The following is a 15,195-nucleotide window of genomic DNA, read 5'->3' as shown; positions in this document are numbered from 1 at the left end:
TTTTAGCGAATTCACACTAGTTTTGTTCTTAAGAAGGAATTGCATTGTGAAATAGAGAATTGACTCACTATACCAGATAAGGAGGCTTGGATAGTGAGTCTTAACATTGATATGGAAGTGAAGCATGACGTCTTATGTATTCGAATTAGCGGTGAGTTGGACCACCATACAGCAGACCAGCTTCGCGAGCAGGCAACAAAAGCCCTTGAGAATGAAAATGTCCGCCACATTGTCTTAAACCTTGAGCATCTTTCCTTTATGGATAGTTCCGGCCTTGGTGTAGTTCTAGGAAGATATAAGCAAATTAAACAGCTCCATGGAGAAATGGTCGTTTGTGCGATCTCGCCGCCAATCAAAAGGTTATTTGACATGTCGGGGTTATTTAAGATTATTCGTCTTGAACCGACTGAAGAATATGCATTAGAGAGATTGGGGGTTGCTTGATCCATGAAGAATGAGATGAATCTTCAATTTAGCGCGTTAAGCCAAAATGAGTCATTTGCGAGGGTAACCGTTGCTGCTTTCATTGCGCAGCTGGATCCTACTTTGGATGAACTGACTGAAATCAAAACGGTTGTTTCTGAAGCGGTTACGAACTCGATTATCCATGGATATGAAAATGATGCCAAAGGAATGGTGTACATCTCTGTTTTATTGCAGGAAGGTACCGTTGAGATGCTGATTAAGGATGAAGGAATTGGTATATCTGATATCGATGAGGCGATGCAGCCTCTATACACGTCCAAACCTGAACTTGAGAGATCAGGGATGGGCTTCACGATTATGGAAAATTTCATGGACGAAGTACAAGTGAGATCAGAGCCCGGCTTTGGGACAGAGATTCGTTTGAAAAAGCACCTGTCAAAGAGCAAAGCGCTGTGCAATTAAGGGAGTTCTGCCTATGGATGTGGAGGTAAAAAACGATAATAGCCAAACGTATCTTAAGGACCATGAAGTCAAAGAACTGATTTTGAGAAGCCAGCAGGGAGACCAGGCCGCCAGGGATTTGATTGTCCAAAAAAACATGCGCCTTGTATGGTCTGTCGTCCAGCGCTTCCTCAACAGAGGGTATGACCCGGACGACCTTTTCCAAATTGGCAGCATTGGCCTTTTGAAATCGGTTGATAAATTTGACCTTTCATATGACGTAAAATTTTCTACCTACGCGGTTCCAATGATTATTGGAGAAATCCAGCGCTTTATCAGGGATGATGGTACTGTTAAAGTGAGCAGGTCATTGAAAGAGACCGGTAATAAAATCAGGAAAGCGAAAGATGAGCTTTCGAAGAATTTTGGCAGGGTACCAACTGTCAATGAAGTTGCGGAGTATCTCCAGCTTTCTCCTGAAGAAGTAATCATGGCACAGGAAGCTAGCCGTACACCTGCTTCCATTCATGAAACTGTTTATGAAAACGATGGTGACCCAATCACCCTGCTTGACCAGATCGATAATGGGGAAGAAGGACGATGGTTCGATAAAATCGCTTTGAAAGAAGCGATCAATGAACTTGATGAGAGGGAAAAGCTGATTGTGTACCTGAGATATTATAAAGACCAGACTCAGTCGGAGGTAGCATTGAGGCTAGGGATTTCCCAGGTTCAGGTCTCACGACTCGAAAAGAAAATACTTCAGCAAATGAAAGGCCGTATGGATATTTAATATCCATGCGGCTTTTTTTTTGCCAAGGCTCTTTTATAGCTGAATGTTGATTTTTATACCCTGTTGACCTTCGTTCCAGGCGCGAAGACTCCTCCGAAAATGCTAACGCATTTCCATCGTGCGCGGGTGGATTCGAGGTAGCAATTCAATGTCCTGCGGGGGCTAAAGCTGGACAGGTGAGACCCCGCAGGAGCAAAGCGACGAGGAGGCTCAGCGCCAGCCCCGCGGAAAGCGAAGCGCCTGGAACGAAAATCTACAGCCTTGTTTAACAGAGCCATTGCCAAAAAAACGTTATCATAACCAATTATTGGACTTCATGAAAAAACATCAGCTAAACATACTAAATATACAAGGAAAACAATGTGTTGGAAGTGAATCTGATGGAAAAAACGATTTATATTCGCATGCGCAATCGAGTTCAAGTCAAACCAGAAGAATCACTCTTGTTAAAGGATATTGCGCAAATCATCGCTGGCGAAGAAATCTATGACAAACTTATTATGCTGCAGGTCCTGAAGGTGACACCTAAGGATCATATCCACATCATTGATGTGATGAAGGTGATTAAGTTTATCACAGGAAAATTTCCTGAATATGAAGTCCAGGCATTAGGGCCGCCCCAGACTATTGTGGAAGTGATTTATAAAAAAAAGGGGATGTCGATCCCGTATTTCTTTCTTGTATGGTTTTTATTATTTTTCGGTGCCGCCCTTACTATCATGAATTTTCATGAGGACGTCAGCATGCAAAGTGTTCAGGAGCGCATTTATACAATCTTGACGGGAAAGACGGAAAAAAAGCCTCTTCTCTTTCAAATTCCATATTCAATCGGAATTGGTCTAGGTATGATTTTATTTTTCAATCATGTATTCAAAAAAAGGATTAATGAAGAGCCTAGCCCGCTCGAGGTGGAAATGTTCAACTACCAGCAATCGCTCGATCAATATGTAATCCTCCATGAGAATAAGGAAAACGTGAAGCACGTAGATGATCATTAGTGTGTTATTCATCATGCTGGTGGGACTTGCAAGCGGGCTGGCGGTAGGCTCAGGATTTGTAGCATTTTTGACGGTGCTGGGAGTGATTCCAAGGCTTACCCAATTGACAAAAACAATGAACCTGATTTCATGGTATGAATGGTCTGTAGTTCTTGGTGCCCTGTTGGGAACTGCCGGGAGCATTCGGGATCCTATACTGAATTTCTCTCCGTATTTGGCAATCCCGCTCGGTTTGGCCGGAGGAATATTTGTCGGCATGCTTGCGGCAGCTTTGACAGAAGTTCTTAATGTACTGCCTATTTTGGCAAAAAGAATTCGCGTAGATGACAAGCTTGAAATATTGTTAATGGCAATTGTTCTAGGCAAAGTATTCGGTTCCTTATTTCACTGGATATACTTTGTCGGCCGGTAAAAAAAACGATGGATCAGAAAGGACGGCATTGAATGGCCGAGAAACGGAATGTGATCTTAATTACAGATGGCGATGACTATGCCAGACGAGCAGTAGAACGAGTCGCAGCTGACGTTGGCGGGCGATGTATTTCTCATTCGCATGGCAATCCGTCCGTCCTTTCGGGGCCAAGTCTTGTAAACCTGATCAAAAAAGCAGCCAATGATCCTGTTTTAGTAATGTTTGATGATAGTGGCTTCCTTGGAGAGGGCGCAGGTGAACAGGCGTTAAAATATGTTGCCGAGCATGAGGATATCCATGTACTTGGAGTCATTGCTGTAGCTTCGAAAACTCATATGGCAGAGTGGAGCAAGGTGGATTTCTGCATCGACAGGGATGGAGAGCTTACCCCATATGGAGTTGATAAACATGGACTTCCGGAACTGGAGCGGGGAAGGATCAATGGCGATACGGTTTACTGTTTAGATAAGTTAAATGTCCCTCTGATTATAGGGATTGGGGATATTGGCAAGATGGCTCGCCGCGACCATTACGAACGCGGGGCACCGATCACGAAGAAAGCAGTGGAAATCATCCTTGAAAGGAGCGGATTCAATGCCAAAGAATAAACACGATATGCTGCCTATACCGGATTCCTTGCATGAAGCTGAAAAATACATGAAAGAGCGGGTAGGATTGGAAGACAGCTTTGATCTTGGCGTCAGAAAGCTGAAAATCCTAAAAAAAGAGGTTCACTTTTATTATGTGAATGGTTTATGTGATACTCAGTTTATCATTCATATTGTGGAAGAATTAGTTGGTATCAATGACCATGAAAAGCTGTCCACGCACCTTCAGATGATTGTCGAGAATAGGATTACGCACCAATCCGTACAGACAATTAAAACAATGGATGAGCTGGTTGATCAGGTTTTATCAGGTTTAATTGTTATTTTGGTCGAGGGTGAGAGGACGGCCTTTGTTGTCGATGTACGTAGTTATCCAGGAAGACAGCCGCAGGAGCCAGACACTGAAAAGGTAGTCCGCGGTTCAAGGGATGGCTTTGTAGAAAATATTATTGTAAACACCGCTTTGACGAGAAGAAGAATTAGGGACGAAAATCTGCGTTTTGAAATGATGAAAGTTGGAGAGCGTTCCAAATCAGATGTAGCCATCGCCTATATCAAGGATATTGCGAATCCTGATTTAATAAAAGTAATCAAAAAGGAATTAAATACGATCAAAATCGATGGAATTACGATGGCAGATAAGACAATTGAAGAGTTTCTAGTTAAACAAGGCTACAATCCATATCCACTCGTTAGATACACCGAGCGTGCGGATGTTGCTGCAACCCATTTGCTGGAAGGGCATGTGTTGATTTACGTGGATACATCTCCAAGTGTCATTATTACACCAACAACATATTTCCACCATCTACAGCATGCTGAGGAATACAGGCAGTCGCCAGCAGTCGGGACAATGGTCAGATGGGTAAGATTCCTAGGAGTTCTCGCGTCGCTTTTGCTTTTGCCACTATGGTATTTATTCGTCCAGAATCCAGATCTTCTGCCAGAAAAAATTAACTTCATTGGTCCAAATGACAAATCCAATATCCCGATTTTCTTGCAGATTATGCTTGCGGACGGAGGGATCGAATTCCTGAGGATGGCTGCCATCCATACACCGACGCCTTTATCAACTGCTATGGGTTTAATCGCTGCTGTACTGATCGGTCAAATTGCCATTGATGTAGGGATGTTTGTACCCGAAGTCATCCTGTATGTAGCAGTGGCTGCTATCGGAACATATGCGACCCCAAGCTATGAGCTAAGTATTGCAAATAAAATTGGCAGGGTATTTCTTTTGATTGTTACAGCACTTTTCCATGTTCCTGGATTTATGGTCGGCACTACAGTTTGGCTGCTGATGCTCGCAAATATCAAGTCTTTGAATACCCCTTATCTGTGGCCATTCATGCCTTTTCATCCAATAGCTTTCATGCAGATTATTATCAGGAGGGCTGTTCCAGGTTCCAAAATCAGGCCGAGTATCGTCCATGCTAAAAATCGTTATAAACAGCCTTCAAATTCATGACCAAGTTCCAATTGCACGTTCCAATAGAATATGGTAAAGTGTTTTTAATTTACTAAAGACTTAAAGCAAAAAAAATAGACAGTTCACGACTGAACTGTCTATTTATTTATTAGACTTTTTCTAAATATTGTTGTTAATGTGAACAGAGCAAAAACTTAACATCAAGAGTTTGCTCGATTGATTACAGATTCTCAGGATTGCTCGATCTGAGTGAAAATCGTTTAGCAGACTAACAATGAACGAAAATGGTCATATATTGTCAAGGGATGAGGGGACAGCATGGAATTTCAAGGAACTGCAAAAGTTAATCGTCTTGGACATTTAGAAATTGGCGGTGTTGATACAGTCCAATTGGCTGAGAAATACGGAACCCCACTATATGTCTATGATGTAGCTTTAATACGGGAACGGGCAAGAAGCTTTAAAAAAACATTTGATAATGCGGGAATTACCGCTCAAGTAGCATATGCTAGCAAGGCATTTTCAACTGTGGCCATGGTTCAGCTGGCGGATGAGGAAGAGCTATCGCTGGACGTCGTGTCAGGAGGAGAACTGTATACTGCGCTTGCAGCTGGCTTTCCTACTGAAAGAATCCATTTTCATGGAAACAATAAAAGCCGCGAAGAGCTTATCATGGCGATTGAAAACAATGTTGGCTGCATTGTAGTCGATAATTTTTATGAATTAGAAATGCTGCGAGGCCTCTGTAGGGATAAAAGAGGAAAATGAAGGTGTTGCTTCGCGTCACCCCTGGGATTGAGGCCCATACACATGACTATATTTTAACGGGTCAGGAAGATTCAAAATTTGGTTTTGATTTGCAGAACGGACAGGCTGATGAGGCGATGCAAAGCGCATTGAAGGATAATAACCTTGAAGTTTTGGGTCTTCACTGCCACATCGGTTCGCAAATTTTTGAAACGACTGGATTTATACTAGCTGCCCAGAAAATTTTTGAGAAATTGCATCAATGGAAAAACGAACTTTCATTCGAATCAAAGGTTCTTAATCTTGGCGGAGGGTTTGGGATACGTTATACAAATGAAGACGATCCGATTCCTGCAGCTCAGTATGTTGTGGAAATTATCGCAGAGGTTAAAAAACAGGCTGCCTCCTATTCAATGAAAATGCCTGAAATTTGGATTGAACCTGGGCGTTCTCTTGTAGGGGATGCCGGTACGACACTTTATCGTATAGGTTCGAGGAAGGATGTTCCGAATGTCCGCCAATATGTTGCGGTTGATGGTGGCATGAGTGACAATATCCGTCCGGCATTGTATCAGGCAAAATATGAAGCGGTCCTTGCGAACAGGGTGATGGACAAGCCTGAAGAGACAGTATCAATTGCTGGAAAATGCTGTGAGTCAGGAGATATGTTAATTTGGGACCTTCCATTGCCTAAATCAGGCAGCCAGGATTTATTGGCTGTTTTTTGCACAGGTGCTTATGGGTATTCAATGGCTAATAATTATAACCGTTTGCCTCGTCCTGCCGTTGTATTTCTTGAAGACGCAAAGGATACATTAGTGGTCCGCCGTGAAACATTTGAGGATATGGTAAAATTAGACTTGCCTATTAAAGAAAAAATAAAAAATTAAGCTGCGCATTTGCAGCTTTTTTAGTCGGAGCTGATTATTTTAAAGATTGGCTAATTGCCCAGCCTTATTGTAGAATTACAGTTTGGGAGGGATGCCGTATGAAGAAAAATAACTCGATGTTATTTATGCTTTTATTGCTGATGGCTGTTGCATGGGGGGCTTATTACTGGTTATATATTGTTCCTGGACAATAGGAACAGAAAATTAATTGAAGAATCGTCCTGGATTATGTATGATATTATCAATTGCAACATCGTATGAACCTGAACTGCTTAAAAGCATATATTATTAAAAGGCTTTTTTCACATTCGCTTATTTAGGCTCTATCAGTGAATAGGGCATAAAGGTTTAATTTAGAAGAAAAATGGAAAAAATGGTCATGTTATCATTCCATTACTACCGTCAAACCACTAATGAGGGATACTTATGTTAATTCGTTATAAAAAGGCATTCGAAAAGATTGCGATGGGTCTATTGTCTTTCATGCCTAATGAAAAGGATTTAAAAAAGCTGCAGCAAACGATGAAGGATTACGAAACAGACGAATCCTGGCAGTTATTTTTATGGAAGGAAGATGAAGACATCATCGGGCTTTTAGGTGTGAACTTCATTGATCCAAAAATAATGCAGATTCAGCATATATCCGTTAATCCATCTCATAGACATCAGGGGATTGGCAAAAGGATGGTCAATGCCCTCCAGGAGATGTTTCCTGATTGGAAGGCATCAGCAAATGATGAAACCATAGCATTTTTTGAAAAGTGCATTCAAGAAGGAAATACAGCGGAAGGCAGTGGATGTTAAATCACTGCCTTTTTTCTTTTTTTCTTTCGTCCAGTGCCATTTTACGCTCTGCTATGACTTCGCTCCGGTCTCTTGAAGAATGTCTGTTAATCAATTCCTCGTCATTAAGGTCACTCTTAGCTCCCCATTTAAAGCCGTTTTCTTTACATTCCTCCTGGCAAAGCTTTACAACCTCCATATCTGTAATAGGAAGGTTATAACTTAAATAAGGAATCTGGTTCAGTAAATTCTTCTCTCGTTTTTTTAATATGTCCATCAGAGCCTCATGATTAAGGCCTAAACGCAGACAGCTCTGCTCATCAAGAGAAAAAATTTCTAGTGATTTTCTTAATGTTCTTATCGCTCCAGCATAATTATTGCGTCTGTAATGGTAATTTGATACAGCCAGCAGGATGAACGCAACCCAGATGGATTTTTTATTGCCTGCATCCGTCGCTTTCCAATATTCCTCCAGGATTTCGTGGCACTCAAAGTAATCCCTGTCTCCGTGGAAATGGGCGAGATATTGTATATATGATCTTGGATATTTAGTCATTAAAAACCCCCCCATCAAGTAACACTAGCTTAGCACAATTTAGTGGTTCATAAAATTAGAAACTGATGTACGAAGGTAGTGTTTTTTATAAGAATGCTCTGTTATAGCTGAATGTTGATTTTAAATCCTGTTGGTTGTAGTGGAAGGCACGTAGAACGATGCGCGTGGGACGAAAATCAACAGCCTTGTTTAACAGAGCCAAAAGTATAACAAAGATAGCAAGGTGCTTTTCTCTATTCTTACATAAAGTAAAAGAAAGAGAAAACGCCCGGCAGATGCCGGGCACTGAATAGTGGGGTGCTATTTAGATGGCTGGCATATATCCTTATAGCCAGGCTGCACCTACAATGATTAGCAATATGAAAAGCACTACGATAAGAGCAAAACCAGCTCCTAGTCCGTGGCATCCATGACCTTTTTTATCTGACATGCACATTACCTCCTGATAGTAAAATAGCCTACTTTACATTTTCAGCATATGACGAAACTAAGTTAAAGGTTTGGGCGATAGTCCCTGTTTTATCAGGAATTTTAAAAATTCATATAGAAATTAGTAATGGATAACCTTATGCTAATCCACTATACTTATATAATGATGCAGTTCAATATAGGAATTTTGGTGGGAAACGATGCAATATAATGTGAAAATCGAGGCTTTCGAAGGCCCGTTGGATTTACTTCTGCACTTGATCAATCGGCTGGAGATTGATATTTACGATATACCTGTAGCGGAAATTACTGAACAATATCTCATGTACATCCATGCAATGAAAGAAGTTCAGCTGGATGTCGCAAGTGAATATTTGGTGATGGCAGCAACACTCTTGGCCATAAAAAGCAAAATGCTTCTTCCAAAGCATGAGGAAGAACTCATTGATGAATTTGAGCTTGAACAAGAGGAAGATCCGCGAAATGAACTAGTAGAAAGGCTGATCGAATACAAAAAATTCAAAGAGGCCGCAAGTGATTTAAAGTCACTCGAACAAGAGCGAGGCCTTATCTATACGAAGCCACCGAGTGATTTGACTGAATATGCGAAGGAAATAAAAACCGAAAATACAGACCTGAATATTTCTTTATACGATATGCTTGGAGCTTTTCAAAAGCTTTTAAGAAGAAAGAAATTGCAGAAGCCGATGTCTACGAAAATTGCCCGGCAGGAAATATCTATTGAAAAAAGAATGGATGAAATCATCCACTTCCTGAAAGCGAGGGGCACGAGGACGAGTTTTAATGATTTGTTCCCGGATTCTGATCGTGAACACATTGTCGTTACGTTCTTGGCAATCCTTGAATTGATAAAAAGGAAGGAAATCGATGTGCAGCAGGAACAGAACTTTGCTGAGATCTTTATGACTGCAAGAAAGGAGTAAAAAACTTGGAAATTGTTAAGTGGAAAGGTATTTTGGAAAGCCTGCTATTTGCTGCGGGAGATGAGGGACTGAGTCTCAAGCAAATAGCGGCAGTGCTAGACGTGGAGGAACTGAAGGCTAATGAGATTGTGGCTGAATTGCAGATAGAATATGAAAAGGATGATAATCGAGGGATTACGATCGTTCAGCTTGCAGGTGTGTTTCAGCTTGCCACGAAAAAAGAGCATGCCGATTATTTAAAAAAACTTGTAGAATCACCAGGTGCCGGCCATCTATCACAGGCAGCTCTTGAAACACTGGCGATAATAGCTTATAAACAGCCAATCACAAGGGTTGAAATTGAAGAGATACGCGGTGTGAAAACAGAAAGACCATTGCATACCCTATCTTCCAGGGCGCTGATTAAAGAGGTTGGCAGGGCGGAAGGAACAGGAAGGGCTATTTTATATGGCACTACAAAGGAATTTCTTGATTACTTCGGCTTGAAAAATATCAAGGAACTCCCGCCGCTTCCTGAAAAGATTGACGAAGATGATATCCAGGATGATGCAGATCTTTTCTTTGAAAAATTCCAGGAAACGATTGATATGGATATCTAGCTTTTGTGCACAAAGTTTAGAATTTATGATAAAATTTAAATAATTATTAAATGGAAATGCTTTTCGTTATCGAAGGCATTTTCTTTATACATATCTATTTTGATAGAATGAATGTCCATCAGGAGGAATAACATGCTTATTAAGCAATGTGTTGGGTATGAACTTGAAAAAGAGAAATCAAATACGTCTGAGGATTTTTTTAACCGGAGTGAAGTCACCTTTGTTGAAGACGGCAAAGAAAAAACATTGCATGTATTGTATGTCAGGTATTTTGATGAATTGATTGGCAGCATCACACCCTTTGAAGCAGATCCAGCGTTCAAGGCCGGATCAAGGGAAGTTCATTTAAGAGACCTTGTTGCACTGGCAGCTTTATTGAAAAATCCCGGATATCGCCATCGTAAGAGGGTATATATTAATGTGCAAAGAGAATTCGCGGATATTTTCAGTGGTCTTGATTTTAACAAGCTTCCTGAAATTATTGAGGGCATTGAACAAAAAGGAGCTTTTGAAGTACGCTCGCCTTTAGATTATATTGTCCAGCCAGTCTAAAAAAGTTTGATGAAAATCCATTGGGGGTGTTATTTTGGGTAATACAATCGTTAAAACACAAATTGAAGAAGTTAAGGAATTTCTGGCGAAAAGCGTGCACGAGCTGGAAGCATTTCTGAACGAAACAACCCTTGCCAGACTTCAACAGGGACAACAAACTAATGAAGAATATTATAAATCCATTCTTTCAAGCCTGAGGAAACTGACGGTATATTGCGAAGAAGGTCTCGATGCTTGTAAGGTCATTTTGCAGGCCGAAGTATTTTCAAAGGCTGCTGCAGAAAAAACACTATACAGGATTTATTACCAGTGCATTGAAGAATTCTTCTCTCCAAAAAGTGATGTGTGGTATGAGGATAGCAGGTCGGCATATACAGGGAAGAATGCTATAAAGTTCAGGCAGCCAGTATCTGCAGAATTAAGCGAGCTGCTGCTGGGCCTCGAGGGCAGCTTTCAGCGAATAAGAGAAGAGTTGGAGTACTACGAAACAGATTACCGTACAAAGATGCTCCAATCCCGATAATTATTGAAAAGGCTGTGTTAATGGTCGGATGCTGGCTCCTGGCACCAGTTGATTGGAATGAAAATCAACAGCTCCATTTACCATCCAAACAATTTAATTAGACTGCAGACAACCCGATTTTCATCGAGTTTGTCTGCAGTCAGAAAGAAACAGCTTTATACAGCTGTTTCTTTTTTTATGCCAATTGACTTAAAGTATAACCCGAAGCTTGTAGTCATATCATGCCTTGTCCTGCATAAACTTGTACAAACTGCCAAAGGAGACGAGGGTCTATCAATGAATAGGAAATGGATAATCATTTTGTTAATCACCGCACTAATGCTATACAGTGTTCCTGGTACTGCACAGGCTTCTATTTCAGTTAGTGCCAGCAGTGCTATTTTGATAGAACAGGAATCTGGCAGGGTGTTATTTGAAAAAGACGCACATAAAGTAAGCCGGATTGCCAGCATCACCAAAATCATGACGGCAATACTGGCAATTGAATCAGGGAAAATGAATAACATGGTCAAGGTAAGCGAAAAGGCTGCTCATGCAGAGGGATCATCGATTTATTTAAAACCGGGTGAAAAAATAAAGCTGGAGGACCTGGTTTACGGATTGATGCTGAGGTCTGGAAATGATGCAGCCGTAGCAATAGCAGAATATGTTGGCGGAAGCCTTGAAGGATTTGCCTTCCTAATGAACGAAAAAGCCCGAGAAATCGGAATGGAAAACACAAATTTCGCAAACCCCCATGGCCTTGATGATCATGAAAATCATGTTTCTACAGCGTATGATATGGCCTTGCTAACCCGTTACGCAATGAACAATGAGTATTATAAAAAGATTGCGGGTACTAAAGTCCACAGAGCACCTAATCCAACAGAATCATGGGACAGAGTATGGAAAAATAAAAATCGTCTGCTGACTGAATTATATGACCACAGTACTGGAGGGAAAACAGGTTATACAAAGCGTGCAAAAAGGACATTGGTTTCAACAGCCGAAAAAGATGGATTTGAATTGATTGCTGTCACTCTCAATGCTCCGGATGATTGGAATGATCATATTCAAATGTTTGAATCTGCATATGACAATTATGATATTGCAGAAATTCTGGCAAAAGGGAAAATAAAAGGCATAAAAGATCCCTACTATAAGAATATGATTTATTTAGATCATTCTTTTGACTATCCGCTAACCACTGAAGAAGAAGATCTTGTAAGAGTAGAATATAAATTAAAAAAAGCGCCAAAGGATGAAGCAGATCAGCGTAATGATAATCTGGCTGGAAAGGCGAATGTCTATCTGGATGAAAAGAAGATTGCCAGCTTGCCGGTGTATTACAAAATGGAAAAGAAAAAAGAACATTCATTATTTGATCTCTTTAAAAATATCTTTACCTCGATGACAGGAATGGATCAACATGGTTAATTACATCTGGGTGATCATGACGTTAATTGGTCTTGGCTTTGCCATGGTGAACGGAACAATGGCTGAAGTCAATGAAGCAGTATTTACCGGTGCAAAGGAAGCAGTAACATTATGTATAGGATTAATCAGTATTCTTGTTTTTTGGCTGGGCATGATGCGTATTGCTGAAGAGTCTGGCTTGCTTTTGAAGCTTTCAAGTTTATTTAAACCGTTTGTTTCAAAATTATTCCCTGAAGTTCCTGCAAATCATCCCGCGATGGGCTATATCCTTTCGAATATGATTGCAAATATGTTTGGACTTGGAAATGCAGCAACACCACTTGGGATTAAAGCGATGGAAGAACTTAAAGAATTAAATGGCGGGAAAAAAGAGGCTAGTCGTTCGATGATCACCTTTCTCGCAATTAATACAGCAAGCATTACCTTGATTCCGACTACTGTCATTGCAATCAGAATGAACTACAATTCAGAGAATCCAACCGATATAGTAGGCCCGACGCTGGTAGCTACTGCCGTTTCAGCTGTGGCTGCCATTTTCATAGACCGTTATTTTTACTATAGAAGAACCAAAAGGGGTAAATGAATATGGAAATCGTTTCAGCTATATCGCTATGGTTCATTCCTGTCTTGATCGGCTTCATCTTAATATATGGAACATTAAAAAAAGTACCGACATATGAAAGTTTTGTTGAAGGCGGAAAAGAAGGAATCAAAATGGCCGTCTCGATTATTCCATTTTTAGTAGGCATGATGGTTGCCATTTCTGTTTTCAGGGCATCAGGTGCTCTTGATCTAATGGTTGATGCAATCAGGCCAGGACTTGCGAAGATAGGGGTACCGGCTGAAATTGTTCCGCTTGCCATCATCAGGCCTATTTCCGGAACTGCAGCCTTGGGAATAACGAGTGACCTGATTGGAGTGTATGGGCCGGATTCTTATATCGGCAGGCTTGCGGCTACATTGCAAGGTAGTACGGACACCACTTTTTATGTCCTAACTGTTTATTTTGGTGCTGTTGGGATCAAGAAGATGGGTGATGCTTTAAAAGTAGGACTGATGGCAGATGCAGTAGCCATTGCAACAGCTATTATAGTTGTTACCATAATGTTTTCATGAGGATACCTCTCCAGCGGGTATCTTTTTTATTTAGGCCGTATTAAAATTAAGTGTTAATTTTGAAATTATCAGTCAAGTTTAACAGGATATAATTTATTTTTTAGGGAATTGCTTACTTTGAAAACAGCGCGAGTTATGTCATAATTCATAAGGATGGATTAGATATTAAAACTAAGGAATAGTTAATTGATACTATTAGGAGTGACCTTCATGGAAAGACTGCAAAAAGTTATTGCCCACGCTGGCATTGCATCAAGAAGAAAAGCTGAAGAAATGATCCTTGAAGGAAGGGTCAAAGTAAATGGCAGTGTTGTAAAAGAACTTGGACGTAAAGTAACTTCTTCCGACAGAATCGAAGTCGATGGAGTGCAAATCGAGGGAGAAGAGCCGGTTTATTTCTTATTCTATAAGCCGCGAGGAGTCATTTCGAGCGTTCAGGATGATAAAGGCAGAAAAGTAGTAACAGACTTCTTTGAAACTATTGAACAAAGGATTTACCCGGTCGGAAGGCTAGATTATGATACTTCTGGTTTACTTTTACTTACCAACGACGGTGAATTTGCGAACATACTTATGCATCCAAGCAATGAAATCGAGAAGGTTTATGTTGCAAAGGTAAAAGGCATCCCTTCAAAAGAAAAGCTGACAAGTCTTGCAAGAGGGATTATGCTAGAGGATGGAAAGACGGCTCCAGCAAAGACAAAGCTATTAAGTGTGGATAAGAAGAAAGATTCCGCAATTGTAGAGATTACCATCCACGAGGGACGAAACAGGCAGGTTAGAAGAATGTTCGAGGCCATCGGACACCCAGTCCTGAAGCTAAAGAGAGAAAAATATGGTTTCCTGACACTGAATGGCTTGCGAACAGGTGAAATAAGAGAGCTTACTCATCATGAAGTAAAACAGCTGCGTGTGCTTGGATTAAAAAAATCATAAAGAGTTTCCAACATAGGTATTTGTGAAATGATATAATGGGGAATACGGTAGGAGGTTTAAAAATGAAAAAAAAGCGTCTGCTCACTCGGACCATTATACTTGCGGTTTTGGCTGCGGCAGTAGCGTATACATTGTACGCCAATATGAACAAAGATAAGAACCAGAAAATTGAAGTTGGCAAGCCTGCTCCTGATTTTGTCCTTATTGATATGAATGGCAATAAACACAGGCTTTCAGAATATAAAGGACAAGGAGTTTTCTTGAATTTTTGGGCTACTTGGTGCAAGCCTTGCGAACGGGAAATGCCTAATATTGAAAACCAGTATCAGCAATTTAAAGACCAGGGAGTCCAGGTTCTGGCAATAGATTCAAGTGAAACAGAATTGGTAGTAAACAAATTCATCGAGCGTAAAGGACTTAATTTCCCAGTGATGATTGACAAGGATGGACAAGTCCAGGCTGCCTATGGGATCAATCCGCTGCCAATCACTTTTCTGATTGACAAAGAAGGCAATGTTGTCAAAAGCCATACAGGGGAATTAACAGAAGAAACAGTCCGTGAATTCATGGAACAGATTAAACCTTAAAGTAAGGGGA

The 15,195-nt window shown here is 40.7% G+C and carries 19 protein-coding genes and 1 pseudogene; 18 read left to right on the top strand and 2 right to left on the bottom strand.

Going from position 1 to position 15,195, the window contains the following annotated elements; all coding sequences use genetic code 11:
- The first annotated feature begins 93 nt into the window (after nucleotides 1-93).
- The 9 genes and pseudogenes from spoIIAA (at nucleotide 94) to AABM38_RS15850 (ending at nucleotide 7,548) form a co-directional block, all read left to right on the top strand.
- On the top strand, nucleotides 94-444 hold the full coding sequence (gene spoIIAA, locus AABM38_RS15890) for an anti-sigma F factor antagonist (protein WP_207499872.1): 351 nt from the start codon (nucleotides 94-96) through the stop codon (nucleotides 442-444).
- A gap of 3 nt (nucleotides 445-447) precedes the next feature.
- Nucleotides 448-888 carry an anti-sigma F factor gene (gene spoIIAB / locus AABM38_RS15885; protein ID WP_335375760.1) on the top strand — a complete coding sequence of 147 codons (441 nt, stop codon included), beginning with the start codon at nucleotides 448-450 and terminating at the stop codon, nucleotides 886-888.
- A gap of 13 nt (nucleotides 889-901) precedes the next feature.
- On the top strand, nucleotides 902-1,660 hold the full coding sequence (gene sigF, locus AABM38_RS15880) for an RNA polymerase sporulation sigma factor SigF (protein WP_335375759.1): 759 nt from the start codon (nucleotides 902-904) through the stop codon (nucleotides 1,658-1,660).
- A 380-nt stretch (nucleotides 1,661-2,040) separates the two neighbouring features.
- Nucleotides 2,041-2,658, top strand: a complete 618-nt coding sequence (locus AABM38_RS15875) for a stage V sporulation protein AA (protein ID WP_335375758.1) — start codon at nucleotides 2,041-2,043, stop codon at nucleotides 2,656-2,658.
- The gene (locus AABM38_RS15870; RefSeq protein WP_335375757.1) at nucleotides 2,648-3,070 is read left to right on the top strand and encodes a stage V sporulation protein AB; all 423 of its coding nucleotides are present in this window, start codon (nucleotides 2,648-2,650) and stop codon (nucleotides 3,068-3,070) included. Before AABM38_RS15875 ends, AABM38_RS15870 begins: the two co-directional genes overlap by 11 nt.
- A 32-nt stretch (nucleotides 3,071-3,102) precedes the next feature.
- Nucleotides 3,103-3,678, top strand: coding sequence for a stage V sporulation protein AE (locus AABM38_RS15865; RefSeq protein WP_423407287.1), 576 nt, complete (start codon nucleotides 3,103-3,105; stop codon nucleotides 3,676-3,678).
- The gene (locus AABM38_RS15860) at nucleotides 3,665-5,146 is read left to right on the top strand and encodes a spore germination protein (protein WP_423407286.1); all 1,482 of its coding nucleotides are present in this window, start codon (nucleotides 3,665-3,667) and stop codon (nucleotides 5,144-5,146) included. Before AABM38_RS15865 ends, AABM38_RS15860 begins: the two co-directional genes overlap by 14 nt.
- Before the next feature lie 279 nt (nucleotides 5,147-5,425).
- Nucleotides 5,426-6,744 (top strand): annotated as a pseudogene (gene lysA, locus AABM38_RS15855) (diaminopimelate decarboxylase).
- 426 nt (nucleotides 6,745-7,170) lie between these two features.
- A complete protein-coding gene (locus AABM38_RS15850) occupies nucleotides 7,171-7,548 on the top strand; it encodes a GNAT family N-acetyltransferase (protein ID WP_423407285.1) in 378 nt (125 codons plus the stop codon).
- A 1-nt stretch (nucleotide 7,549) separates the two neighbouring features.
- Here the strand turns inward: AABM38_RS15850 and AABM38_RS15845 are convergent, their stop codons facing one another.
- Both AABM38_RS15845 and AABM38_RS15840 read right to left on the bottom strand, forming a co-directional pair.
- Nucleotides 7,550-8,083, bottom strand: coding sequence for a DUF309 domain-containing protein (locus AABM38_RS15845; protein ID WP_423407284.1), 534 nt, complete (start codon nucleotides 8,081-8,083; stop codon nucleotides 7,550-7,552).
- Nucleotides 8,084-8,408: 325 nt separating this feature from the next.
- Nucleotides 8,409-8,513, bottom strand: a complete 105-nt coding sequence (locus AABM38_RS15840; protein ID WP_423407283.1) for a YjcZ family sporulation protein — start codon at nucleotides 8,511-8,513, stop codon at nucleotides 8,409-8,411.
- Between the two features lie 199 nt (nucleotides 8,514-8,712).
- Here AABM38_RS15840 and AABM38_RS15835 point away from each other — a divergent pair, with 199 nt between their 5' ends.
- The 9 genes from AABM38_RS15835 to resA all read left to right on the top strand — a co-directional run bounded on the left by AABM38_RS15835 (nucleotide 8,713) and on the right by resA (nucleotide 15,185).
- A complete protein-coding gene (locus tag AABM38_RS15835) occupies nucleotides 8,713-9,456 on the top strand; it encodes a segregation/condensation protein A (RefSeq protein WP_423407282.1) in 744 nt (247 codons plus the stop codon).
- Nucleotides 9,457-9,461: 5 nt separating this feature from the next.
- Complete coding sequence (gene scpB, locus AABM38_RS15830) at nucleotides 9,462-10,055, top strand: SMC-Scp complex subunit ScpB (protein ID WP_423407281.1); 594 nt, start codon at nucleotides 9,462-9,464, stop codon at nucleotides 10,053-10,055.
- A gap of 132 nt (nucleotides 10,056-10,187) precedes the next feature.
- Complete coding sequence (locus tag AABM38_RS15825) at nucleotides 10,188-10,607, top strand: hypothetical protein (protein WP_423407280.1); 420 nt, start codon at nucleotides 10,188-10,190, stop codon at nucleotides 10,605-10,607.
- A gap of 34 nt (nucleotides 10,608-10,641) precedes the next feature.
- Entirely contained in the window at nucleotides 10,642-11,130 is a 489-nt protein-coding gene (locus AABM38_RS15820) for a DUF3907 family protein (RefSeq protein ID WP_423407279.1), read from the top strand.
- A gap of 276 nt (nucleotides 11,131-11,406) precedes the next feature.
- The gene (locus AABM38_RS15815) at nucleotides 11,407-12,546 is read left to right on the top strand and encodes a D-alanyl-D-alanine carboxypeptidase family protein (RefSeq protein WP_423407278.1); all 1,140 of its coding nucleotides are present in this window, start codon (nucleotides 11,407-11,409) and stop codon (nucleotides 12,544-12,546) included.
- Nucleotides 12,539-13,129: a nucleoside recognition domain-containing protein gene (locus tag AABM38_RS15810; protein WP_423407277.1), complete on the top strand. Its 591-nt coding sequence runs from the start codon at nucleotides 12,539-12,541 to the stop codon at nucleotides 13,127-13,129. The genes AABM38_RS15815 and AABM38_RS15810 overlap by 8 nt, the downstream gene beginning before the upstream one ends.
- A 2-nt stretch (nucleotides 13,130-13,131) precedes the next feature.
- Nucleotides 13,132-13,662 (top strand): spore maturation protein, encoded by a 531-nt coding sequence (locus AABM38_RS15805; RefSeq protein ID WP_423407276.1) that lies wholly within the window; start codon nucleotides 13,132-13,134, stop codon nucleotides 13,660-13,662.
- A 210-nt stretch (nucleotides 13,663-13,872) separates the two neighbouring features.
- Nucleotides 13,873-14,598 carry a 23S rRNA pseudouridine(2605) synthase RluB gene (gene rluB, locus AABM38_RS15800; protein WP_335375743.1) on the top strand — a complete coding sequence of 242 codons (726 nt, stop codon included), beginning with the start codon at nucleotides 13,873-13,875 and terminating at the stop codon, nucleotides 14,596-14,598.
- A 62-nt stretch (nucleotides 14,599-14,660) separates the two neighbouring features.
- On the top strand, nucleotides 14,661-15,185 hold the full coding sequence (resA, locus tag AABM38_RS15795) for a thiol-disulfide oxidoreductase ResA (protein ID WP_423407275.1): 525 nt from the start codon (nucleotides 14,661-14,663) through the stop codon (nucleotides 15,183-15,185).
- The last annotated feature ends 10 nt before the right edge of the window (nucleotides 15,186-15,195 follow it).

It is taken from the genome of Heyndrickxia sp. MSNUG, from assembly GCF_049532715.1.
In the GTDB taxonomy this organism is placed as follows: domain Bacteria; phylum Bacillota; class Bacilli; order Bacillales; family Cytobacillaceae; genus Mesobacillus.
Note: the sequence above shows the minus strand (reverse complement) of the source record. Positions and strands in the feature narration are given on the sequence as shown.